Below are 22,502 nucleotides of genomic sequence, written 5' to 3'. Positions count from 1 at the left end.
TTTTTAGATCGATAAGGTGAAACAATTATTCAGTTGCTGGTTGAGCTGATTTAGGTAAGTAGTACAATACTACGCGTCCAGTCAGGTCCATGTACTCTTTCGCCACACGCTGTATATCAGCTTTTGTGACTTTAGAATAAGCATCCATCACTTGATTGATGTAGTTGGTGTCTCCGTAAATCACTTTTGCTTCTGCAAGATTTTCTGCAATACCGGCGATGGTAGAGTTTCCACTCACGATATTGTTTTCCATGATGTTCTTCAGCTTGGTAAATTCCTCATCAGAGATACCTTGATCTTGCACTTGCTTGATCAGTTTGTCCACTTCCGCTTCAAGATCTTTTGGTTCCACACCCATATTGGTGATTCCGTACATGAGGAATACCCCTCCATCTTCCAATTCCAATGGAATGGCAGCCACTACCAATGCTTTTTGCTGCTTATCTACCAATTCTTTGGTCATTAAGGAAGAATTACCGCCTGTCAGATAAGTGGAAAGCATTGAAAGGGCATAGGAATCCGGATGATTTCTTGGAGGCAGGTTATAGGCTTGAATTACAGCGGGAATCTGAATATTGTCATAGATAATATCTCGTATTTCAGCTGTTTTCTTAGGTTCAACCACATTGGGTCTGAAAACTTCTTTAGCTCCTTTTGGAATCTCCGAAAAATAATTTCGCACCAACTTCTCAGTGGTCGCATAATCAATATCACCAGCAATGGTCAATGTCGCATTATTTGGCACATAGAAATCTTTATAAAACTGCTGGAATTCTTCAATGGTTGCTGCATTCAAGTGATCCATAGATCCAATTGGCGCCCACTGGTAAGGATGAACTTGATAAGCTCTCACCAAAGTCTCTGGAAGGATTGTTCCGTAGGGCTGGTTTTCATAGCGCTGACGTCTCTCCTCTTTTACAACTTCCCGCTGTGTTTCCACCCCGGTCATATCCACCTTGGAGTGAAGCATCCGCTCACTTTCCATGTAAAGCGCCAATTCCAATTCATTGGAAGGAAGCAGTTCATAATAATAGGTAATGTCGTTAGACGTATAGGCGTTTAGCGTTCCTCCACGGCTTTGAATAATATTCATGTATTGACCTCTGTCGATGTTTTCCGACCCTTCAAACATCAAGTGCTCAAAGAAGTGTGCAAAACCAGTTCGCTCCGGATTCTCATTTTTGGAACCGACATGGTACAATACCGAAGTCACCACAATGGGTGTCGTATTATCCTGGTGCATGATCACATGCAGGCCGTTGTTCAAGGTGAATTCCTTGAACTCGATCTTGTTTTGGGCCAAAACCGGAATGCTGAGCACCCCGAGAATTAGGCCAAGCAAAGTAATTTTTCTCATGGTAAAAAGATTGGGTTAGTATTCAACTTAGAAATTAGAATGCAATTAGAAGGATTTAATTCAAATAAGAAATAAACCATTCGTCAAAGTAAACTATAATTAGAGGGTGTAAGGTTTCAAAAATCCACCATTGCAGGAAAAAGAAGATGAACGAGGCGAGATTTTGAGCTTTTCCCCTCGTTAATTTTTCTTAAGGATTTAATCTTGCAAGAATTTCTTTGGCCTCATGCCACTTCAATCTTGGTCCAAACTGGCTTACAATTTTGGAACTAGCCATAGATGCTAGTTTACCACTTGCTGCATAAGAATGTCCATTTGTGATTCCGAAAAGGAATGCACCCGCAAACATATCACCAGCACCATTACTGTCAATCGCAGTGGTTGGATATGGCTCAATATCAATAAAGGTGTCACCATCGAAGATCATTGCACCGTTTTTTCCCTGCGTGATCACAAAGTGTTTAGCTACTTTTTTCAGTTCTTCTCGCGCTTCAGTCAGATTATCTTTCCCGGTGAAAAGCATTGCTTCCTCTTCATTTGCAAAAAGTAAGTCAACACTCGCCCCGATCACTTCATCAAAAGGCTCCCGGAAATACTTCACCATCGCAGGATCGGAAAAGGTTAAAGCTACTTTTACCCCATTTTCTTCAGCTACTTTCTTGGCCTGTTTCATGGCAGTTTTTCCATTCTCAGAAGTAATCAGATAGCCCTCGATGAAAAGGTATTTTGAATCTTTTATCGCTGATTCATTGATGTCTTTCACGGAGAAATTTTGAGTAATTCCAAGAAAAGTATTCATCGTTCGCTCAGAATCCTCGGTCACCATCACCAGGCATTTGCCAGTGATTCCCTCTTGGAGATTTGATTCTGTCAAAGCCGAATCTACACCTGAGTCCTGCAGATCTTTAAGATAAAAGTGACCAAGTTCGTCATTGGCTACTCTAAAGCAGTAGTAAGAATTGCCTCCAAATTGGCTTACCGCAACCACGGAATTAGCCGCAGAACCTCCGGCTTGCTTTTTAGCTTCAGCAGTGTTGATGACTTCCATCAAGGAGTTTTGACGCTCCTCGTCTACCAGGGTCATTAGGCCTTTTTCGACCTTGTTGTCGAGAAAAAACTGATCTTTCACTTTGAACTCAATATCTACCAGGGCATTACCGATGCCTGTCACGTCGTATTTCTTCATTTTATAGTTTAATTGTAAAATTGAAATATTGGAAAAACTTGTCCGCCGTGGCGGATTGTATGATTTGGCTCGATGGCCAGACTCACTTCATTATTCGAAATTCAGCATTCGATATTCATTATTTAAAGATTTGAATTGGGATTAAGTTCGATACTTCTCAGCGCCTCGTAAATCGTATTTCGTAAATCGTACTTTGTCAGTCCGAGTGGAGTCGAGGACGGTATTGGACTTCGTACTGCCCAACTCTCGTTGGTCAGGTGCTCAGTCTGACACCAATCATCGGACACTTTATCAATCAAAAACCGGATGTCTCTCAAAAGCCTTCTCCCGATCAAATAAATACCGATAAGTATGATGAGTTTTGTATATCGTGGCCAAAAGCTGTTCACAAACTCGCATCATCTTCGGATTGAAGTCTCCGATCCAGTTCATTTCGATGGTTTTATATGGAAAAGAAGCTTTGCTGCTCATTTTGTCATAACTGATAATCATGGCACTTTCCACGCCCTTCCCTTGATGCTCTGGCACTACACCAAAGACCAAGCCGAGCATTTTATTGGGAGGAAAGAAAGTCTTGTACCAAAGGAACTTCACTTTGCCTATCAAGTCCATTTTTCCATTTAAATGTTTGAAGATTTGGTTGATCTCAGGGATTTGGATAAAAAAACCGACTGGTTCGCCTTTGAAGAATGCAAAGTAGATTAAGCGTGGATCAATGATCGGCTTCATCTTACCAAACATCAATTGAGCTTCTTTCAAAGCGATTGACTTTCCCATGTGTCGAGCCCATGCTTTATTATACACCGTCATGAAATATTCCGGCGCTTTTTCCTGAAGCTCTTTTCCTTTGATGTATCGAAATGAATAATCAGGATTCGCCATGATTGCATTGGCACGTTGAATCATTTTTTCATCAAAACCCAAATCTTGAACAGGACGCATATAGGTATATTGCTTGAAATAAAGCTTAAACCCATAAGCCTCAAAGAACTTCTGGTAGTACCCAAAATTCCAGGGCATGTTGTAGTTTGGTTCGGTAAATCCATCCACCAAAAGACCCCACCACTTGTCCCTCTCGCCAAAGTTGATCGGGCCATCCATGGCTTCCATGCCTTCACTTTGTAGCCAAGCCTTGGCAGTGTCCAGAAGTAAAAAAGCAGCCTCTTGATTGTCGATACACTCAAAGAATCCAACTCCGCCGGTCGGTTGCTTTTCCTTCATTTTGGGGTTAATAAAAGCTGCAACTCGACCGATATGTACTCCTTTTTCATCCTCCAGCAACCAGCGTTTAGCCTTGGCCCCATTACGAAAAAGCTTATTTGTTTCAGGGTGAAAAAGCCCTTCGATATCTGCGTCGATAGGCCGGATCCAGTTCTTTTCATTTTTATAGAGCTCTACCGCCATCTCGATAAAGGCCTTTTGATGGGCAGGCGTGGCAACTTCGATCAACTTCATTCAGGGGATTTTTTCGGCTAAAATACGGGAAGTGGGTCAAAGGGCAAAAAGTGTATAATTAATGACCGTCTCCATTTTTAATTAAAAATTAAATGCTGCCTCGTTCGAAGCAGCACTAAGAGCATTTTCTGATTTAGAAATTATTTATCATCTGTTGAACATGGGGACGTTTGAATCGCAACAAAAACCTTAAATCGTTTGATGATTCAGGCTCACCAACTTGATTTCTCCAATATTCTTTTCTGTCAATCAAATGATTATCAACTGATGAAACTTCTTGCTGTTCGGAGTTTTGTCCCTCTACAAAATAATCTTCACTAAGTAACTCACCCGTCATGTCATAATATTTCCAAGTTCCGTTTTTTCGTCCTTCCACATAGGATCCTGAACTCGCAATCATATCACTCTGCGGATAGTAGGTATACCAAACTCCATTACGAAGCCCTTTGGAATAGCGCCCTTTTTCCAGAAGATTGCCTTCACGATCATAAATGATCCGTTTTCCTTTGCCTTTATTTAGCTTTCCCCCATCTAGAACTTTCCCGGTTGGAGTTGTGAATTCGTTGATTGAAACCAATCTTCCATTTTCAAACAACTCATTTTGATAAACAAATCCTTCTCCATCGGTTATCTTCCAAGAACCAGTTTTGTTACCTTCAGTATAGATTCCTACTCGATACAATCCTTGAATCTCTGGAATTTGCTCCTGCCACTCTCCCTCTTTCAGGCCACCTTGATATGTTCCATAGGCAATCAACTGCCCAAAATTATCGTAGTTCTCCCAATTGTCCTCAAGCTCGCCTTTGGCATAGGAACCGCTTACTTCCAAACGCCCATCTTCAAAATAGTACTTAAATGCCCCATGCTCTAGGTCATTGTCAAATTCCATTGTTTTTTGAACTGTTCCGTTGGGAAAAAATGTCTGATAGGTCCCTTGTAATTTTCCTGCTTCGAAAGGGATAATCTCTGCTAGCACTCCATTGGAATAGTAGATTCGATTAGGTCCATGAAGCTGGTTGTCTAGGTAAGAGTACTCCGACTTTTTATTTCCATTTGAAAAATAAGAAATCCAGTCTCCTGATTTTTGGTCGTCCAAGTAGCTACCCGAAAGCAGTACTTCACCTGTTTTGCTAAATTCGAAAAAATCACCGTTTAGCTTTCCTTCGGAGAAATTGACCAGTTTTTTGATTTTTCCATCTGGATAAAACTCTTCCATGATTCCATCAGGAAGATTTTCCTTGAAATTAATCTGATAGAGAGGATTTGTTAGGTCGAAGTATTCAACCAAATCCCCATCCCTCACAGGTTCAACTGTAATTCTGGGATCTTCCAACTCCTCAATTCTTCCGTAGACTTTCCAAGCACCTTGCTTTTTTCCGTCTTCTAAAGGCCCTATACCGATTAGATTTATATTTCCGAAATAGAAGTATTCCCGTGGGTCATTTTCTGGCAGACCTTGGATAAAACTTAACCCAAGGATTATGGAAATAAGCACTTTCATAGGCATTGGATTTGAGCGAAAAAAACGAGTATTACACTAATTTCATTAACGAAGCCAAATTCTTAAATGTTTATCGAATGATTGGTGCTGCTGTCCAGCTTCTCCTGAAGCTGTACTCATTTTGACCCTGTTGTCCTGCTTCTCCTGAAGCTGGACTCATTTTGATTAGTAGTTCAATATGGTGCTTTCGGAAGAGCAGCACAACACAGTCTTGTTATTCTGCTTCTCCAGAAGCAGAACTTCTCGAATCAATAAAGCTCAACTTTCACCAATCCCTTTTTACCAGCATAATCTTTTGCGGAGCTAAACATATAATCCTCAGTCTCTTCAACAATCATAGCTTCAACTGGATTTTGATGAATGTAATGAAGCTTTTGCTCAAAAAAAGCACTTGATTCAATTAAAATAGCATGAAGACCATCCTTCCAAAACTTATACTTGGTAATTCTTTCTTGTGCCTCCCCTCGAATCCTAAAAAAATCCAATATCCATCCGGATCTTCACTCAATGCTCTCTTTTTCCAAACTATCCAGAATTTTTTTGGCAGTGAATTTCTTAAAGTCCTGAATGGTGTTAGAAAGCTTGAACGCTTCTTTTGATCTACAAAGTAAATGAAGGTGATTTGACATCAAACACCAGGCATAAATTTCCAAACCCTTGTATTCAACGCAAAAATTTAAACTGTCTACGACATCCAATTTGTATTCCTTTCGAGTGAACACATCAATCCATCCCTCTATCGTTAGGGTCAAAAAATACACTGAGTGTTGATCTGAAACTTGAAAAGGCTTCATAAATCTAAAAAGTGACGATGCTTAAAATTAATAATAATGCTGCTTTCGGAAAAGCAGCATAACCCAATTTCGTTGTCAGTTGTCCTGCTTCTCCTGAAGCGCTGTCCTGCTTCGCCTGAAGCTGGCCCTGTTGTCCTGCTTCTCCTGAAGCTGGACATATAATAATTTCATATGCTGCTTCTGGAGAAGCAGCATAACGTTAAAATCTACCCCTCCACCGTCGCATACAAATCAAACTCTGTCGCTTCATAAACCTTAGCTTGGACAAAGTCTCCGACTCTGCAATAAAACTTGGAAGCATCAATCAGCACTTCGTTATCCACTTCCACTGAGTCAAATTCAGTCCGGCCGACAAAGTGTCCACCTTCTTTTTTATCGATCAGAACTTTGTACGTTTTGCCGATTTTCTCCTGATTTAAGTCATAGCTGATTTGCTCCTGTACTTCCATCAAGTGATTTGCGCGGTCTTGTTTTTCTTCTTGGGAAAGCAAATCCTCCATTCCGAAAGCGTGGGTATTTTCCTCATGGGAATAGGTGAAGACTCCCAGACGCTCAAACTTCATTCGAGCTACAAAATCTACCATCTCTTGAAATTCCTTTTCTCCTTCACCCGGATGCCCGGCAATTAAAGTTGTTCGAATCGCTATCTCAGGAATCATCTCCCGGATGCTGTGAATAAGTTCTTCTTGCTTTTCGCGGGTCGTACCGCGGCGCATCGCCTTCAGCACATCAGTCGAACCGTGCTGCAAAGGAATATCCAAGTACTTACAGATATTTGGACGCTCCTTCATTACCTCGATCACATCCATCGGGAAACCGGTCGGATAAGCGTAATGCAAGCGAATCCAGTCGATTCCCTCCACATCAGAAAGCCTACGCATCAACTCTGCGAGATTTCTCTTTTTGTAAATATCCAACCCATAATAGGTCGAATCCTGAGCGATCAGAAGCAATTCTTTGGTTCCTCCGGCAGCCTTATGCTTGGCTTCTTTGACTAGCTCCTCGATTGGTCGAGATATATGACCTCCACGCATCAAGGGGATCGCACAGAAAGAACAAGGTCGATCACATCCTTCGGAAATCTTCATGTAAGCATAGTGAGCCGAGTGGGTCAGCAATCGCTCCCCCACTAATTCATGTTTGTAATCTGCCTTGAATTTTTTCAAAATAGCAGGCAAATCCCGCGTACCAAAAAATGCATCAACTTGCGGAATTTCCTTTTCCAAATCGTCTTTGTAGCGCTGAGAAAGACAGCCCGTCACGTACACTTTATCCACCAAACCTTGCTCTTTAGCATCTACATATTGTAGAATTGTGTCAATGGATTCCTGCTTGGCATTGTCGATAAATCCGCAAGTATTGATAATAATGATGTTGTTATCCTGAGAGTTAGACTCGTGACTGGCATTGATTCCGTTGCCTCTAAGCTGGGTCAATAAGACCTCGGAATCCACCAGGTTTTTGGAGCAACCCATGGTGATAATATTGACTTTGTCTTTCTTTAATGTTCTCGCTTTCACAGAATTCGCTTCAATTTGGGAGGGCAAAGGTAGGCAAAAATGGATTCGAAAGCTGATAAAGTCAGAAAGTTCCTTCCTTATCTTAGAACCGAGAGAGAAGCTAGTAAACTACATCAAAAACCTGTTATTTCTTTCAACAGCTTGAAAAATCCTTTTTTCCGTTCGGAATTTATTCCCCAATCCACTGGGACACTTTGGTAGCCTTCTTCAAATCCCTCATCTTTCATCCGATAATCAAATAATCCCCAAGACGCATAGGAGGAAACTGCTGCAGTAAAGTTGTTTTTTGGCTGCTCAAAGTTGAAATGATCATCTTCGTTGAAAATAATCGGCATAGGCCTATAGCCTGTGACATTTTTAGTCTGCTGTACCATTTCTACGATTCTATCCGGTTCCGAAACTCCATTCCCATGAAGCAAAATAAAATCGGAAGCTCTCACTACATTTTCTTTTGGGATTGTACCTCCACCATAGCTCGTACTGACCAATAATCTATTTCCATTCCTTTTTTTACTTTTTACTAATTCTATCAACTCATGAACCCGCGCTGGCTGTAGTATTTCATGGTCATAGTTGACATTACACTCATTGTTGATCTCAATTAAAATATTAGTGTATCCCTTTTCCAAAATCCAATCTACAGACTCAGTCACAGCATTTATTACTGCTTTTTCATCTGCTAATCGTTCATCTTGGCCAAAATAAAACAACCCAAGCATAGGCACCATCCCAAGTTCATCGGCTTTATCAAGAATTCTTTCCAGCCTTTCAAAATAATCCAGCCGTAATTGGCCCGCTTCGGTAAATGCAGAATTGATCCAAGGCTGACTTTGAGAATAGCCAAAAGGGCTCCCTCCTTGAAGGTTTATCGTAAATGACAAGAGTCCATGGGACTTCCAAATGGGCATATTTTCAATAAACTCATCCGTATTCCGATCAGCGTCCCACTTCTTGGTATCTGGATATTCCCAATTTTTAACAGTCTCTGGATTTAAGTCATCGAAAATCCCCTGCACCATTCTGGAATTCATCAATAAACCTTCAATCCGGTGTCCATTCCAGTATCGTCCCGGGTAGGTCAACTTCCCATTGATTAAGAATTGTTGCTCAGTAATACTGATAGTAGTCTTTCGGGAAGTTTGAGAATGAGCCGTTTCAAAAAGAAGAAAGGCACTCAAAGCGAAGAATAAGAGTTTGATTTTCATAGGTTTTATGGATTGATTAAAATGACAACCTTAATTCCAAACATGATTTTGGATTTCAATAATTTGACTTCCGCTATTTTTAGATTCGAAGCCAATATTACCTTAAGATCATTTAAGGTAATGTTTTAGTAAACCAACCTTAATGCAAATTATCACACTTCGGTAAATGCTTTACCTAATTTCGCATTGTACAGCAAATACTTTTTAACTCCTTGCATTATATTTTTGAGCCCCGATGTGAATCGGGGCTTTTTGGTTTTATAGTCAAAACATTTTTTGCTGATTTGAGGGCTTCCCTTACCTTAGATTCGAAAATCGACCTCAATGGAATTCACCGCTCCCAACGCCCAAAAATTAACTTTTGACAGGAAAAATCTCTCAGACGAAACGCTACTCAAACTTTACGAGTCACTTATCATGCCTCGCCGGATCGAGGAGAAAATGTTGATTCTTCTACGACAGGGTAGAATCACCAAATGGTTCAGCGGTTGGGGACAGGAAGCAATTTCGATTGGTGCTGTAAATGCCCTTCATGCTAATGAATTTATCCTTCCCATGCATCGAAATCTGGGGATTTTTACAGGCAGGAATATGCCTTTGGAGCGTCTTTTCGCTCAGTTTCAGGGAAAAAAGTCCGGTTTCACCAAGGGTCGTGATCGCTCCTTTCACTTTGGCAGCATCGAGCACCACGTCGTTGGAATGATTTCTCACCTTGGTCCACAGTTAGCAATAGCAGACGGGATTGGATTGGCACATAAACTCTCCGGAGAACAGAAAATCAGCCTGGTTTTTTCAGGAGACGGAGCGAGTTCGGAAGGTGATTTTCACGAGGGTTTGAATGTGGCTGCAGTCTGGAAATTACCCGTCATTTTTGTCGTGGAGCATAACGGCTACGGCCTTTCCACTCCAAGTGAGGAACAGTTTGCTTTCAAGTTTTTTACTGAAAAAGGTCCCGGATATGGAATGGAGACAGTCCGCATCCAAGGAAATAATGTGCTGGAAGTCTATGACACCATCCTGCGATTGGCGGAAAATATCCGTGAAAATCCGAGACCTGTTTTGGTTGAAGCGATCACTTTCCGAATGCGGGGACACGAAGAATCCTCCGGAACCAAGTACGTTCCCAAGCATTTGATAGAAGAATGGGCCCAGCTTGATCCTGTGGACAATTATGAGGCATATCTCGAATCAATTGGAGTATTAGATAATTCCATCAAGGAAAAACTAAATAAAAAAGTCAAAAAAGCGATCAACGATGCCTTGGAAATCGCTTTTGCTGAAGAGTCAATAACTCCAAGTTTGGAAGAAGAATTAGCAGATGTTTACTCTCCCTTTTCCCAAAAAGTAATAGAACCTGAAGGATTAAGTACTGAGAAGCGTTTCATCGATGCCATCAGCGACGGACTTCGCCAATCCATGGAAAAATATCCAAAACTCATCCTGATGGGTCAGGATATCGGAGAATACGGAGGAGTCTTTAAAATCACTGATGGGTTTAAAAATAAATTCGGAGCGGATCGCGTCAGAAATACTCCCCTATGCGAAAGTGCAATCATCGGTGCTGGACTTGGGCTCTCGATCAAAGGCTACAAAGCCATGGTGGAAATGCAGTTTGCAGACTTTGTCAGCGTCGGTTTTAATCAAATTGTGAACAACCTCGCTAAAATCCACTATCGCTGGGGTCAACATGCCGATGTGGTAATTCGAATGCCAACCGGTGCTGGAACCGCTGCAGGACCTTTTCATTCCCAATCCAATGAAGCTTGGTTTTTTCACACCCCCGGACTGAAAATCGTTTATCCTTCCAATCCTCACGATGCTAAGGGCTTGCTAAATGCAGCATTGGAAGACCCCAATCCATACCTCTACTTTGAGCACAAAATGCTTTACCGTTCCATCTCAGGGCCAGTTCCTGACAGTTACTACACTGTCGAAATTGGAAAGGCGGCTCTGGCGAAAACAGGAACTCAGATTTCGATTATCACTTATGGAATGGGCGTACATTGGGCGATCAGAGCCGTCGAAGAAATGGGCATTTCAGCAGATATTCTGGATTTGAGAACGCTGTTGCCTTGGGACCAAGAAGCCGTGGCTGCGACGGTGAAAAAGACCGGAAAGGTAATTTTCCTCCACGAAGACACCTTGACCGGAGGAATTGGAGCGGAGATCTGTGCTTGGATTTCTGAGCATTGCTTCCGCTGGCTGGATGCTCCCGTGATGCGGGAAGGCAGTTTGGATACACCTGTACCGTTTGCACCGAATCTGGAAAAGCAGTTTTTGCCTACAGAGAGATTTAAGAGGAAGTTGAGGGAGTTGGTTGAATTTTAATATTGGAAAATTGGAAGATTGGGCTGGGAGGCAAGGAAGTTAGGATGTTTGGAGTTTTTCAATTTCCAATGATCAAACTCAATGATCAATTGACAAGGAATTACTCTGAAAATTGAGAATTGGTCATTGAAGATTGATCATTTTGTACCTCGTAAATCGTAATTTAAAAATCGTCGATAAATTTCAAACCTTTAGCCAAACAAGAACTTATTTTAATTCCACCCATCCTGATTTTCGAACTGTGTAAGCGGAGAAGTTACCCAAGCCACCTTGCACATTGTTAGGAATCCTAATTGAAGTAACAAAAGGGTAGTCACCATAATATTTTTGCTGGATTACAGCCACATAATAATCATAGTAGCTTTTGCTGATGGTCCGTATTTCTGCACTTAGTTCATATTGAATCTCGGGGAAGAAAATAACCGATAAATATTCCAACACGATGATTCGCTTATTGCTTTTTGATCCAAAGACGTTGGGATTATACATAATACCTGAATTTAGTCCTCCTTCGAAGGCCACGCCATTGGTATCGACATTTAACAATCCTTCGTTGTCCAACACCACCTTGACTTGTTCAACTTGTTCAACGTCATTAAATCCGTTTGTCCTGACAAAAAACAGTAAATGGAAGTAATTTTTTTCATCCAAAAGCTCTAAATCCACTTCTACAGTGATTAGACCATTGGCCCTGTTGATAGAGAGGATTCGAAATGAGGGCGCCTCTGCTGCATTCTCAGGGACCCGATCCGTGGTTTCCACAGCCGGATATCCGGGAGCATTGACTTTGAGCGAATAGGACTTACCTGCCTCAGGCACGGACTCAAATGCAAAAAAGGCCCTGTAAGCAAAATGATTTGGAAACTTTTTTTCAATTTCAGGCAAGCCCACAGTGACAGTTGCTGAAGGTTGGAACACCCCCTCCTCCAACTTCCGGGCATCTTCCCAAAGTTCTACTTTTGCATCCGGAATATTCTGCAAGGCAAACATGGCAGTGGTAAATGGGATGTTATTGGTCACGGATATCATCAATGGTACATCGGGGCTGATATGACCATTGACTACCAATTTCTTTTGGGAATCAATGATTTCAATTGGGGAAGGAGACTCAGATAGACAGGAACAGGTCGCATAAATCAAAGCTAGGGCTGCTAAATTTCGGATGACATTAGAAGAATATTCCATAAGAAAAACCGGGGATAAGTGGAAATAAGGGATTGTCTATAAGTTGAATAGATCCGTCAGATGCTGCTCCAGGATCCTGGGATAGGAAGAAGGTGTTTTGTCGGTTATATAGATTATACACACTGACTGAAAAGCGGTGACCTCCCCAAGTAGTTGTTTTTTCGTAATTAGCAGAAACATCCAATCGGTGATAGGGCTTAAAGCGATAGGCATTTCGGGTACTGTACTCAATGAGATCTGCATTGTTTCCTATCCTATCACCCGGGATCACTACATTTTCAACGAAGGTCGAAACAGGCAATGTCACCGCTCTGCCTGTCAGGTAAATCCAAGTGGCACTGAGATTCCATCGTTTGCCAACTTGCTGATTGATCAAGGCTGAAAAATCATGTCTTCTGTCGAAAATGAACGGGAACTGTTCCCCGTTATTGATTTCTTGGAAAATTAGGTCTGATTTTGACCAAGTATAGGATATCCAACCCTGAGTTTTCCCCAACTGCTTTTGAAGCATCATTTCCACCCCTTTGGCCAATCCTTCTCCGGTGGTCACCTTTTCATTGGTGCTTCCCGTATTCAGAAAAAATGTCACCCCATCTTTGAAATCCAAAAGGCCTTCCATTTCCTTATGGAAGCCTTCTACCGTTAAATCAACCCCTCTGGAAAACGTTTTGGTATAGCCCAAAGACCACTGATTGGCATTTTGTGGACCTATCTCCGGATTAGACCCCAGCCAAAGATCAGTTGGCAGCCCGATGCCGCTATTGGTCAGCAGATGGAGGTATTGGGTCATTTTTGCGTACCCTCCCTTGATGGCGTTTGAAGAATTGATTGCCCATCTAAAGGAAGCCCTGGGCTGAATGGAAGGATAACTTACCCCACCCGACCAAAAATTACTGGCATGGATACCGACATTGACGCCCAACTGTCGGTTGATCGTAATCTCGTCCTCCACAAAAACAAACCCTTCCCATGCGTTATTCTCTTCCCTTAAGCTGGAAGAATCCTCCTCCCGTTGGTTGTTGCGGGTGATGGAGAAGTTGGACTGAAACTGATTTACAAATCTATGTCTGAGTAAAAGTCCACCAAATTTCACAAAGTGGGTTGGATTTGGGAAATAGCTGAAATCAATTTTTCCCCCAAAATCCCGGATTAAGGACTGTTGGTCAGAATAGTCCTCACTGAATATCCAGCCGCCCCCTGACCTGATTTCTACATAATTATCAGAAACGCTATTCAACTGATACCTGCTTGTAAAAAGATTGACATTGGAAAAAAGGGTTGGCTGAAAAACATGGTTCCATCGCAAAGAGGCTACCTGATTGCCCCATCCAAGTTTGACATCTTGTTCACTTTCTACCCTTGTATTTCCGAAGGAGCTTATCCTTAGTGTATTGTCTTTGTAGCGATCATTTCCCTGATAAATGCTCAGATAGATCCGATCCTTGGCAGAAAAGGTGTAATTGACCTTGGCGTTGACATCGTAGAAAGAATAATTGCTTTGGCCTCCGCTGGCACCATTTTCGATTTTTTGCCTTCTGGTAATAGGAATCAAAATGGGATCCAAAAAGCTTCTCCGGGCCGAAACCATAAAGGTCATTTTCTCCCCGGCCATCGGCCCTTCCAAAAAGAACTTCGAGGCAAAGGTACTGAGTCCGACATTTCCCGAAATCCTTTCCTTACTGCCTTCCTTCATGCTGATGTCCAAGACGGAGGAAAGCCTTCCTCCATATCGGGCAGGAAAAGCTCCTTTGGTCAAATCCATATTCTGGATTGCGTCAGAATTGAATACCGAGAGAAAGCCAAAAAGATGGGAGACATTGTACATGGGCACGCCGTCCAAGAGAATCAGATTTTGATCCTGAGATCCGCCGCGCACATTGAATCCCGAAGTGCCCTCGGTACCAAACTGCACGCCCGGAAGCAGTTGAAGAATCCGCAGGGGATCGACCTCTCCGCCGATTGCAGGCAGCTTTCGGACCAAAGCCATATTTACCTTGAAGGTACTCATCTGAATTTCCTCCACCTTGTCCTCCACCGAGACTACGGATACCTCGTCCAATAGCACATTGGCAATTTGGAGCTGGAAATTTTTTGCGATGTCTTGGAATAAAGCAACCTCTTTGGTCAGGGTCTGAAAACCCACATAAGAAATCCTAAGAGAATATGTCCCAGATGGAAGGGAAAGTGCAAAGTAACCATACTCATTGGTGGTTACTCCGATTCCTGTGCCCAAGATCTGAATGTTGGCACCGATTAGCTTTTCTCCATCGCCCTGATTGGTCACATAGCCGCTGAGGATTCTTTTTGAGGAAGCGGCAGGTGACAATAAGATAAGACTCCCCTGAATCTTATATTCCAATTGTAAGGCAGCTGTCCAAAAAGCAAGGATATCTTCAAGTTTAGCTCCCTCAAAATTTAATTCCACAACCTTCCCTTTTGGGAGGATTTGGCTTTGGTAGACAAACCGAAATGGAGTCTGCTTCTCAATACTTTCGATCAGTTGCTCGGAGGAGTAGGTTCCATTCAAACTTATCCGTTCCTGAGCTTTGGCCCAAAAAGACAAAAAACAGAGGAGAAAAATCAAGGACAACCTTACCATGAGGCACCTCCCGTTTCACAATTTCCACCTTGCATTACCATACTTGATTTGGAGGATTGCTGCAGTTCACTTCCGAAGGTCATGGCAACAGCCTGCACCATCTCATCGGGAGTCAATCCTTCAAACTTGGCCGTGAGTCCGCAGCCCATCAAAGAAGTAGCCGAGACCTTTACCTCCATGCCAAAATTATAGGCCATATCGGAGACAAACCGAGACAATGGCGCATTGTCATACTTCAGTTCTCCTGTCCACCAAGCGAGGTCATTAGCGCTTTTTCCCTTTTCTACGAACTGATCACCCAAAATGGTCAGTGACAGGTCCTTTGTCAGGATGCTGCTCCGACCTGAAGGGATACCAAATTCAACTTTACCGGAGAAAACAGAAACGGTGGCTTCGTCCGATTTAGGCGTTTGGACCAAAAAGGATGTCCCCAATACTTTGACAAAATGAGATTCGGTTTGCACCAAAAATGGTTTTTGCTCATTTCTTTTTACTTCAAAAAATGCATCGCCTTCCAAAAATACTGTTCGATCCTCCTTCAAATAGATCTTGGAAACTTTCAATTCAGCCCCCTCTTTCAACACTACGCGGGAACTGTCGGACAGCCAAATCTCCAATGGCCCTTTTCCCGCAATGTAATGTTGCTGCTTGGATGAAATTGAAAGCCAAATGGAAATAGAAATCGTCAGAATGACGGCCGCGGCTGCTGCATATTTGAAAAAGGCAGGAATAGTAAAAGTCTTCTTTTCTCCGATTTCCGCTTCAATTCCTGACCAAATTCTTTCCCGGTCAGGCAGAGGAATCCTGGAAGCCAACTTTGCAGAATTTTGCCAGAGCATTTGGTAGCTCTCCCACTTTTGAAGATTCTCAGGACTTTTGTCAAGCCACTCATGCAATTCCTGAATATCATCCTGACTCGGACTTTCGAGCCATCTTGCCAATTGTTCGTCTGTAGGTTCCATCAGTTTCCTCTTTTCCTATAAGTCGAAAAGTGGATTCAAAACCCCCATCCTGCTACTGAAAAATTTGCAGCAATCCGAAAAATAGTTGTGGAAGGAGGTTTTTTCTTAAAATTTTGAGGGCTTTACCGATTTGGTTTTCTACCGTTTTGGGACTGACATCCAGAGTTTTGGCAATATCGGCATAGCTCATCTGCTCATAGCGACTGAGCTTGAATATCACCTGACACCGGTCAGGAAGTGAATCGATCTCTTTATCAAGCAGTTCTAATTGGATATCTTCCTCCTCGACCTCCTTGACCTCGGCGATGATTCCCTCGGCCTCGAGATCTTCGGTGAATTTTAGGATATCCTTTCTTTTTCTTCGGTAATCTATGGCTTTGAAGGTGGCGGATTTCAGCAGGTAACTGGTCCAATTTTCAATGGAGGGCAGTTCAAACCTCCTTTGCCAAAGGCTCACAAAGATATCCTGACACAATTCCTCAGAAAGCTGAGAATCTCCTAATAGGGAATATAATCTTCGATATACGAGGGAATAATAGCTATCGAAAAAATCCCTGAATGAATTTTGATCGAAAGCTTTTTCAGAAGGTCGCTTGCCAAAAATACCCATCTCTTCTTCCTTTGATTGAGTACAGGGAAAACTAGCACTGGGCCTAAAAAGTTATTCTCCACATATTTCAATTGATCAGATCGGACTTAGCCTTTTCTTTTATCAAAAGTTTGATGTAGCCTGATCTATTTACTTTTAAATTCTTTTCAAAAAATAGAGATTTACACCTCCTTACCGCTACCCAAAGTTTGTGCTTTGTAGAGGAAAAATCTAGGAATCAACTCCGACCTACTCAGCACCTCGTAAAGTAAAAATCGTAAATCTTAAATGATTCAAATCCGAACACTCTTCAAAGAAGACCTATCAAAAGTTCAGTCTATTGCCCATCGCACTTGGCCATCCACTTTTGCTGATATCCTCAGTCCGGAGCAGATCGAATACATGCTCAATTGGATGTATTCTTTAGAAATGTTGGAGTCTCAATTTGAAAAGGGACACACTTTTTTGCTTGCTGAGGAAAATGGGGAAGAATTGGGATTCGCAGGTTTTGAATTGAATGTTGCCGAAGGTCCAAAAGCCAAACTTCATAAAATTTATCTATTGCCTTCTTCTCAAGGAAAAGGAGTGGGGAAAGCCTTGATTTTCGAAGTCGCAGATCGAGCAAGAAAAGCCGGACAAAAAAGTTTGCTTTTGAATGTCAATAAATACAACCAAAAGGCCATAGATTTTTACCTGAGAGTAGGTTTTCAGGAGATCTACAAAGAAGTGATCGACATCGGAAACGGCTACATAATGGATGATGTGGTGATGGAATTGAAGCTTTGAGGTTGACTTAACCTTTGAGGTTTTCCAAACCTCGAAGGTTTCATCTAAAAATCTAGCTCTGTTATGCTGCTTTTCCGAAAGCAGCATATTAGTTCTATTTGACATTGTCCTGCTTCTGGAGAAGCAGGACAACAAAAGGCTATTTTTCCCCTTAATTCTTCGAGATATGTAAAACCTCAAAGGTTATCTAACACCGTCTCCCAAAGCACCAAACCATTTGCAGAAGCAGTCGGCACAGGTTCCCAAGGCCCTTCCGGATTTTCAAGCCTTTCTTTGATTTGATCTGGTGAAAAATACCAGATGGCATAGATCATTTTCCGCACTTGATGATAGAGAAAACCCGTCCCAGTGACTTCAAAACAATAAGATTTAGCTGGTGAAAATTCGGTGGAAAAAATATCCGATTCAAAAACTCTTGCCGATAAAACTTCCCTTACAAAATCTATTTTCGTTCCACTAGCCTTGCAGAATGCTTTGAAATCATACTTTCCAATGAAAAGCTCTGCATTTTCTTGCATTTGATCCAAGGAATTAATTCCATTCACTATAGTCAAAAAAGCAGAAGCGAAAGGATGAAAAGACTCAGAATCGGAAAAAAAGTAACGGTAAGTTTTCTGCTTTACAGATTGAATCAGATTAAAATCTCTGCGAATTTCCTGAACGGTATTGAGTCGGATTTCTCCACCCAAGTTTTGGTTCAGTAATGCCAATAGCGGTTCGAATTCCAGCTTTTCCCGGAGAAATACCTGAAGAAATCCAGCTCTGCAACTTACTCCGGAATCAGTCCGACTCGAACCGATCAGACTGAAATCATCATGACCCAATACAAATCGAAAGACTCGCTCCAACTTTCCCTCCACTGTGGGTTGGCCGGCCTGCTTCGCCCAACCCTTGAATCTGGCACCGAAGTATGAAATGGAAAAGAGGTAAGAATAGGGTCTTGTGCGCATGTCTTAAATTCAATATTGACAAATCCTTTGAAACCCCTGACGGGTTAACTAAATTGAGGTAACCCAAAAGTAATGACCATGAAGAAACTTCTTAGCCTTTTGATGATTTTCGCCTGTTTTCAGGCAATCTCACAAACTCCGCCCACTAAAGAAATCCAGATCAAAATGGCAGTATTGGCTGCTCCTGAGGATCAGCGTGCCACAGCGACAGTATATGGCTATGATGCCAAAGGAGAAGTCATTTTGCTTCGCCAAGGAACAAATCAAACCGTTTGCCTAGCTGATGATTCGACAAGAGAAGGACTCAGCGTATCGTGTTACCATATCAGTGCACAGCCATTTATGGCCAGAGGTTGGGATTTAAGAAAAGAAGGTAAAAATGCAGATGAGATCTTTAAAGCAAGAGAAGCAGAATCCAAAAGCGGCAAACTTCAACTTCCTGATCAGGGAAGTTTGCTCAATGCTCTGACTGCAGATGAAAAAGATGTAAACTGGACTACAGGTGAAGCGAAAAACACTTACACTCGTTCAGTGGTCTATATTCCTTGGGCGACTGCGGAAAGCACAGGCTTACCTCTAAAACCAGCCGGTCCAGGCTTACCTTGGATCATGGATCCAGGAACTCACAGAGCGCATATTATGATCAATCCAGCGAGGAATTAGTATTAAGTTATTGGTTATTCGCAGAATTGTAAGGGGTTCGGGTTGTCACCCTGAGCGGAGTCGAAGGGTAATTAATTAATTGTTCATAGGATATGGTAGATATTCAATTTAATAACGATGAATTGGTCATTCTAAAGAACAGCCAAAGGAAAGTAATTCCATTAAAGGAACTTTCTCCTAAGCTCTTGAACGCTTCTAATAATGAACGTAATTTGTATCGGATTTCTACCTCAGGATATGGAATTCACTGGCCTTTGAATGATGAGGATATCTCCATAAAAGCATTATTTAATGACTAATAGTTTTCAGATATTAAAAATCTACTCATGGAAATCACCTTAAAAGAAGTATTTGAGGCTTCGAAAAAAGCGCTTTCAGAACTTGTAAGTTTACCAGAACCGGATTTTCGACTTGAGCAAGTGGAATATAAGAAAGATGAAAAATTATGGGATGTGGTAGTTTCCTTCCTTGTGGAAAATAAAAATCGAGCTGTTTGGGAAACCCCGATTTTCACTTCTTTGCCTTTCGAAAGAGTCTACAAACGGTTAAAAATTGATGAAAACAAAGAAGTCGTGGGTATCTACATGTTTTCCGAAATAGGATGATTTTTGTTGACACCAATGCGCTGATTCTTTTGGTTGTGGGGCTTATTGATAAGCCTCTTATCTCGACTCATAAACGAACTTCCATTTACGAATCAGTAGACTTTGATAATCTGGTTTTTTTGATTGGAAACTTGGAGAAAATCGTAACAAATCCCAACGTTTTAACTGAGGTAGACAACCTTCTAAACAACTTCCAAAAAGGTCATAGATGGGCTTATTTTCAGGTTTTGAAAGAATTGGTATCTAAGTCCACAGAAAAATTTCTTGAGTCTAAAAGGATTATTGAATCCAATGCTTTTTTTGAACTCGGTATAACAGATTCAGGAGTTTTAGAAATCTGTAAAGAGTGCGATTTGTTGATCACCGGTGATTCCAGACTTGCTGACTATGCGAACGCTTTTGGAATTAAAGTAGTGGACTTGGTGAAAATTAGAAATGAATGCTTAAACTGAAAAACCACCCCATTCTTAAAGTGATTTCTTCATTTCTAAAATGATAGCATCAAACTAAATTCTTCGAAGAAAGCCAATCCCCAACCTCGGAGGTCTATTATGCTTTGCCGCCGTTAGAGAAATTTTCGGATTCAAAAACGATAACTAAATTACTAAATCATTCAATTAGAAAGGTTACTTCCACAGCAGGGTGAATGGGAGAACTCTCAAAAACACCTATAATTCCTCCAGTGATGTAGAATCCCAGATCAATGTTTTTTGTGACCGTCTGGTCACTCAAAGAAAACCCAGACTTTTCTCCGTCTCCTAATAGGTCAAAAACTATAAAAATATTAGCGGCATTTTTTGGTAATGGAATCGGTTCATTGAATCCTACTGTATTCCATCCAGGATTATCAATAGAAACAATCTTAATTTCTCTAAGAACCTCCACGAATTCAGAAATAGAATTGTTTTTTCCAGGTCTCAAGTTTTTGGAATTATCGACTGCCAATATCCTCAACGATACATTAACTTTTTCCTTTAAATTTTGAGAGATATGGAACTTGATTTCGTCTAGGTGAAGCTGCTTTTTTTTTGGTGTTTTAACTCGAATTGTATAACGATAAAATTCATCTTCGGATCCTCCATAAAGTGTTATTGGATTAGAAACTTCCCTTATACCAGCAGATGCATCTCCAATTTTCAATTCACTCAGCAGCGTGGAATTAATGGCAAATTCAGGAAGTACAAAATCTTTGGTCTTCAAAAAAATTGTGTCCAAATCCCAAATCTGCTTTATAGAAAGCAAAGTATCATTGATTCCATAGCCAGATATATTGATCAAGGAGTTCTCGGGGATTTCCTTTTTTAGGTATTCCAGTTTCCCCGTCAAATTAGTAAAATCCATAAAACTACCTCCCTCTACTTGCACTCTGAGATATGAAAGGGGCATACGCTCATTAGAGGAATAGAAATAAGTTGTGTTTTTTTCTTGTCCATAAGACTGGACAAAGATCAATAAAAAAGGAACAATCAGCCATTTATTGACCGATGGTATAAGACACCAAAACGGGTTTTTCATAGTCTACTTCACTAAGATTTAATGACTCAATCACATCTTCATCATATTCGCCTGGTAACAACACAGTATGAAATAAACCCTCGCGAACGGCTATCGGCTTTAAAAAGAGCTCCTTCAGATCAGAATCAATCGAAAAACGGAAGGCCTTTCCATTTTGAATCAAGCCAAAGTTCAGGTTATCAATATTTTCGTTGAAGAAGTTAAAAGCAATTACGCTATCTTTTACCAGGAGATTAGTAGGAGCAAAATAATATGAACCTGATGAAAGGGTTTCGTATAGATCCTCTGCTCGATCAAATGTCGAGACCTTCTCTGGGATCCTTTTGCTTCCAAAGTCAATTACCTCAATTAAAGAAAGAGAGTCTCTCTCAATTTGATAAACTCTATCGCTAAACGGTTGCACAAGAAAATATTTATCTCCAAAATGAGATATGCTTTTGGGAAGAAAACCTTCTATAAAACCTGAAAATTGTGGTTCAAATTTAAAATTTGTAAAGTTTTCGTCAGAAAACCCATACCCTTTTTGAATTCCTGTCTCAATATCTGTGTCTGATACGAAAAACATTCTCCTCGAATTTGGAACAGAGAAAGCCCCTACCAAATAATCTTTTATATCATAAGCCTGAAAAACTGAGAAGTCCCCTAAGGAATAACTTATTAGTTTCATTTGACTTCTATCATAAATCGTAATGTTTTTTTCGTCAAAAATAAATAAATCGATTTGTACATATTCACCTGGTCCAGAACCCAATTTTAAAAGTTGTCTTTTAAACTGACCTTCCCTATCAAAAACCAAAATCGAAGATGTAACACCGTCCTCCAACACATAAATTAAAGAATCAGCAAACTCTATTTGCTTTATAACTCCTACACCAATAGAGTCCGGTACTTCCAAAAGAAATGACTCCTTTACCTTGATCCAATCACTGAAATTTTCATTTATAGCTATTGGGTCTAAATACTTTATGCTTCTAAGGTTAGATTCAGGTGTACAACCCACTACTAATATAATCAGTAGGAAATGATAAATTCTCATCTTTTATAATTTAAAATCTTCCCAGAAATTATTCTGGGAAGATTAGTTAAACCTAATAAGTTACGCACAACAGACGTAACCAACCTTGACTTTGCAACCAGATCTAAGCCACATTACTTTCATGTCCGTGACACAAACAGAATCAGAAATCCCTCCTACAGTGAATGTTTCCTGAGCCTTAACATTAACAGGCACGGATAAAATAACCATTGCAATAATAAGAATTAATAAATCTTTCATAAATATTAGATTTTAGTTTTACAAAG

Annotated in this window: 22 protein-coding genes; 6 read left to right on the top strand and 16 right to left on the bottom strand. The window is 41.0% G+C overall.

The features are described from left to right. Positions 1-25: 25 nt before the first annotated feature. The 8 genes from ACK4HU_RS18480 to ACK4HU_RS18445 all read right to left on the bottom strand — a co-directional run bounded on the left by ACK4HU_RS18480 (position 26) and on the right by ACK4HU_RS18445 (position 9,018). Positions 26-1,357: a M16 family metallopeptidase gene (locus tag ACK4HU_RS18480; RefSeq protein ID WP_409809203.1), complete on the bottom strand. Its 1,332-nt coding sequence runs from the start codon at positions 1,355-1,357 to the stop codon at positions 26-28. A gap of 190 nt (positions 1,358-1,547) precedes the next feature. After that, entirely contained in the window at positions 1,548-2,543 is a 996-nt protein-coding gene (locus tag ACK4HU_RS18475; RefSeq protein ID WP_409809202.1) for an adenosine kinase, read from the bottom strand. 291 nt (positions 2,544-2,834) lie between these two features. Continuing rightward, positions 2,835-3,998 carry a hypothetical protein gene (locus ACK4HU_RS18470; protein ID WP_409809201.1) on the bottom strand — a complete coding sequence of 388 codons (1,164 nt, stop codon included), beginning with the start codon at positions 3,996-3,998 and terminating at the stop codon, positions 2,835-2,837. A gap of 133 nt (positions 3,999-4,131) precedes the next feature. Next, on the bottom strand, positions 4,132-5,499 hold the full coding sequence (locus ACK4HU_RS18465) for a toxin-antitoxin system YwqK family antitoxin (protein WP_409809200.1): 1,368 nt from the start codon (positions 5,497-5,499) through the stop codon (positions 4,132-4,134). A gap of 248 nt (positions 5,500-5,747) precedes the next feature. Continuing rightward, positions 5,748-5,984, bottom strand: a complete 237-nt coding sequence (locus ACK4HU_RS18460; protein ID WP_409809199.1) for a hypothetical protein — start codon at positions 5,982-5,984, stop codon at positions 5,748-5,750. Positions 5,985-5,999: 15 nt separating this feature from the next. Further along, positions 6,000-6,293 (bottom strand): transposase, encoded by a 294-nt coding sequence (locus tag ACK4HU_RS18455; protein WP_409809198.1) that lies wholly within the window; start codon positions 6,291-6,293, stop codon positions 6,000-6,002. Positions 6,294-6,499: 206 nt separating this feature from the next. Continuing rightward, positions 6,500-7,813 (bottom strand): 30S ribosomal protein S12 methylthiotransferase RimO, encoded by a 1,314-nt coding sequence (gene rimO / locus ACK4HU_RS18450; protein ID WP_409809197.1) that lies wholly within the window; start codon positions 7,811-7,813, stop codon positions 6,500-6,502. 113 nt (positions 7,814-7,926) lie between these two features. Next, positions 7,927-9,018: a hypothetical protein gene (locus ACK4HU_RS18445; RefSeq protein ID WP_409809196.1), complete on the bottom strand. Its 1,092-nt coding sequence runs from the start codon at positions 9,016-9,018 to the stop codon at positions 7,927-7,929. 324 nt (positions 9,019-9,342) lie between these two features. Here ACK4HU_RS18445 and ACK4HU_RS18440 point away from each other — a divergent pair, with 324 nt between their 5' ends. Then, positions 9,343-11,346 carry a thiamine pyrophosphate-dependent enzyme gene (locus ACK4HU_RS18440; protein WP_409809195.1) on the top strand — a complete coding sequence of 668 codons (2,004 nt, stop codon included), beginning with the start codon at positions 9,343-9,345 and terminating at the stop codon, positions 11,344-11,346. 207 nt (positions 11,347-11,553) lie between these two features. On the opposite strand, the gene ACK4HU_RS18435 is transcribed toward ACK4HU_RS18440, so the two are convergent. The 4 genes from ACK4HU_RS18435 to ACK4HU_RS18420 are packed head-to-tail and all read right to left on the bottom strand — an operon-like array spanning position 11,554 to position 16,702. Then, the gene (locus tag ACK4HU_RS18435) at positions 11,554-12,531 is read right to left on the bottom strand and encodes a DUF4249 domain-containing protein (protein WP_409809194.1); all 978 of its coding nucleotides are present in this window, start codon (positions 12,529-12,531) and stop codon (positions 11,554-11,556) included. Beyond that, positions 12,515-15,130, bottom strand: coding sequence for a TonB-dependent receptor (locus tag ACK4HU_RS18430; RefSeq protein ID WP_409809193.1), 2,616 nt, complete (start codon positions 15,128-15,130; stop codon positions 12,515-12,517). The genes ACK4HU_RS18435 and ACK4HU_RS18430 overlap by 17 nt, the downstream gene beginning before the upstream one ends. Further along, the gene (locus ACK4HU_RS18425; RefSeq protein ID WP_409809192.1) at positions 15,124-16,092 is read right to left on the bottom strand and encodes a FecR family protein; all 969 of its coding nucleotides are present in this window, start codon (positions 16,090-16,092) and stop codon (positions 15,124-15,126) included. The genes ACK4HU_RS18430 and ACK4HU_RS18425 overlap by 7 nt, the downstream gene beginning before the upstream one ends. Positions 16,093-16,144: 52 nt before the next feature. Beyond that, positions 16,145-16,702: an RNA polymerase sigma-70 factor gene (locus ACK4HU_RS18420; protein WP_409809191.1), complete on the bottom strand. Its 558-nt coding sequence runs from the start codon at positions 16,700-16,702 to the stop codon at positions 16,145-16,147. A gap of 267 nt (positions 16,703-16,969) precedes the next feature. Between ACK4HU_RS18420 and ACK4HU_RS18415 the strand changes: the two genes are divergently transcribed. Further along, positions 16,970-17,467 carry an N-acetyltransferase family protein gene (locus ACK4HU_RS18415; RefSeq protein ID WP_409809190.1) on the top strand — a complete coding sequence of 166 codons (498 nt, stop codon included), beginning with the start codon at positions 16,970-16,972 and terminating at the stop codon, positions 17,465-17,467. A 176-nt stretch (positions 17,468-17,643) separates the two neighbouring features. Here ACK4HU_RS18415 and ACK4HU_RS18410 read toward each other — a convergent pair whose 3' ends face one another. Further along, positions 17,644-18,417 (bottom strand): tRNA pseudouridine(38-40) synthase TruA, encoded by a 774-nt coding sequence (locus ACK4HU_RS18410; RefSeq protein ID WP_409809189.1) that lies wholly within the window; start codon positions 18,415-18,417, stop codon positions 17,644-17,646. A 78-nt stretch (positions 18,418-18,495) separates the two neighbouring features. On the opposite strand from ACK4HU_RS18410, the gene ACK4HU_RS18405 reads away from it, so the two are divergent. From ACK4HU_RS18405 to ACK4HU_RS18390, 4 genes are all read left to right on the top strand, one after another. Further along, positions 18,496-19,080: a hypothetical protein gene (locus ACK4HU_RS18405; RefSeq protein ID WP_409809188.1), complete on the top strand. Its 585-nt coding sequence runs from the start codon at positions 18,496-18,498 to the stop codon at positions 19,078-19,080. Positions 19,081-19,172: 92 nt separating this feature from the next. Continuing rightward, positions 19,173-19,379, top strand: coding sequence for a DUF2442 domain-containing protein (locus ACK4HU_RS18400; protein WP_409809187.1), 207 nt, complete (start codon positions 19,173-19,175; stop codon positions 19,377-19,379). A 27-nt stretch (positions 19,380-19,406) separates the two neighbouring features. Next, on the top strand, positions 19,407-19,685 hold the full coding sequence (locus tag ACK4HU_RS18395; protein ID WP_409809186.1) for a hypothetical protein: 279 nt from the start codon (positions 19,407-19,409) through the stop codon (positions 19,683-19,685). Beyond that, a complete protein-coding gene (locus tag ACK4HU_RS18390; protein WP_409809185.1) occupies positions 19,682-20,137 on the top strand; it encodes a PIN domain-containing protein in 456 nt (151 codons plus the stop codon). Before ACK4HU_RS18395 ends, ACK4HU_RS18390 begins: the two co-directional genes overlap by 4 nt. A 157-nt stretch (positions 20,138-20,294) precedes the next feature. On the opposite strand, the gene ACK4HU_RS18385 is transcribed toward ACK4HU_RS18390, so the two are convergent. The 3 genes from ACK4HU_RS18385 to ACK4HU_RS18375 are packed head-to-tail and all read right to left on the bottom strand — an operon-like array spanning position 20,295 to position 22,476. Further along, positions 20,295-21,200: a hypothetical protein gene (locus ACK4HU_RS18385; protein ID WP_409809184.1), complete on the bottom strand. Its 906-nt coding sequence runs from the start codon at positions 21,198-21,200 to the stop codon at positions 20,295-20,297. Then, on the bottom strand, positions 21,160-22,236 hold the full coding sequence (locus ACK4HU_RS18380; protein ID WP_409809183.1) for a 6-bladed beta-propeller: 1,077 nt from the start codon (positions 22,234-22,236) through the stop codon (positions 21,160-21,162). Before ACK4HU_RS18380 ends, ACK4HU_RS18385 begins: the two co-directional genes overlap by 41 nt. Positions 22,237-22,296: 60 nt before the next feature. Beyond that, positions 22,297-22,476, bottom strand: coding sequence for a hypothetical protein (locus tag ACK4HU_RS18375; RefSeq protein WP_409809182.1), 180 nt, complete (start codon positions 22,474-22,476; stop codon positions 22,297-22,299). Between the last annotated feature and the right edge of the window lie 26 nt (positions 22,477-22,502).

It is taken from the genome of Algoriphagus sp. (genome assembly GCF_046296635.1).
Taxonomy (GTDB): domain Bacteria; phylum Bacteroidota; class Bacteroidia; order Cytophagales; family Cyclobacteriaceae; genus Algoriphagus.
This window is presented reverse-complemented; position numbering and strand designations above follow the sequence as displayed.

Coding starts and splice junctions, on each gene's coding strand:
- ACK4HU_RS18480 (WP_409809203.1), bottom strand. CDS start 1,357: ATGAGAAAAATTACTTTGCTTGGCCTAATTCTCGGGGTGCTCAGCATT.
- ACK4HU_RS18475 (WP_409809202.1), bottom strand. CDS start 2,543: ATGAAGAAATACGACGTGACAGGCATCGGTAATGCCCTGGTAGATATT.
- ACK4HU_RS18470 (WP_409809201.1), bottom strand. CDS start 3,998: ATGAAGTTGATCGAAGTTGCCACGCCTGCCCATCAAAAGGCCTTTATC.
- ACK4HU_RS18465 (WP_409809200.1), bottom strand. CDS start 5,499: ATGAAAGTGCTTATTTCCATAATCCTTGGGTTAAGTTTTATCCAAGGT.
- ACK4HU_RS18455 (WP_409809198.1), bottom strand. CDS start 6,293: ATGAAGCCTTTTCAAGTTTCAGATCAACACTCAGTGTATTTTTTGACC.
- ACK4HU_RS18445 (WP_409809196.1), bottom strand. CDS start 9,018: ATGAAAATCAAACTCTTATTCTTCGCTTTGAGTGCCTTTCTTCTTTTT.
- ACK4HU_RS18440 (WP_409809195.1), top strand. CDS start 9,343: ATGGAATTCACCGCTCCCAACGCCCAAAAATTAACTTTTGACAGGAAA.
- ACK4HU_RS18435 (WP_409809194.1), bottom strand. CDS start 12,531: ATGGAATATTCTTCTAATGTCATCCGAAATTTAGCAGCCCTAGCTTTG.
- ACK4HU_RS18430 (WP_409809193.1), bottom strand. CDS start 15,130: ATGGTAAGGTTGTCCTTGATTTTTCTCCTCTGTTTTTTGTCTTTTTGG.
- ACK4HU_RS18425 (WP_409809192.1), bottom strand. CDS start 16,092: ATGGAACCTACAGACGAACAATTGGCAAGATGGCTCGAAAGTCCGAGT.
- ACK4HU_RS18420 (WP_409809191.1), bottom strand. CDS start 16,702: ATGGGTATTTTTGGCAAGCGACCTTCTGAAAAAGCTTTCGATCAAAAT.
- ACK4HU_RS18415 (WP_409809190.1), top strand. CDS start 16,970: ATGATTCAAATCCGAACACTCTTCAAAGAAGACCTATCAAAAGTTCAG.
- ACK4HU_RS18410 (WP_409809189.1), bottom strand. CDS start 18,417: ATGCGCACAAGACCCTATTCTTACCTCTTTTCCATTTCATACTTCGGT.
- ACK4HU_RS18405 (WP_409809188.1), top strand. CDS start 18,496: ATGAAGAAACTTCTTAGCCTTTTGATGATTTTCGCCTGTTTTCAGGCA.
- ACK4HU_RS18400 (WP_409809187.1), top strand. CDS start 19,173: ATGGTAGATATTCAATTTAATAACGATGAATTGGTCATTCTAAAGAAC.
- ACK4HU_RS18395 (WP_409809186.1), top strand. CDS start 19,407: ATGGAAATCACCTTAAAAGAAGTATTTGAGGCTTCGAAAAAAGCGCTT.
- ACK4HU_RS18390 (WP_409809185.1), top strand. CDS start 19,682: ATGATTTTTGTTGACACCAATGCGCTGATTCTTTTGGTTGTGGGGCTT.
- ACK4HU_RS18385 (WP_409809184.1), bottom strand. CDS start 21,200: ATGAAAAACCCGTTTTGGTGTCTTATACCATCGGTCAATAAATGGCTG.
- ACK4HU_RS18380 (WP_409809183.1), bottom strand. CDS start 22,236: ATGAGAATTTATCATTTCCTACTGATTATATTAGTAGTGGGTTGTACA.
- ACK4HU_RS18375 (WP_409809182.1), bottom strand. CDS start 22,476: ATGAAAGATTTATTAATTCTTATTATTGCAATGGTTATTTTATCCGTG.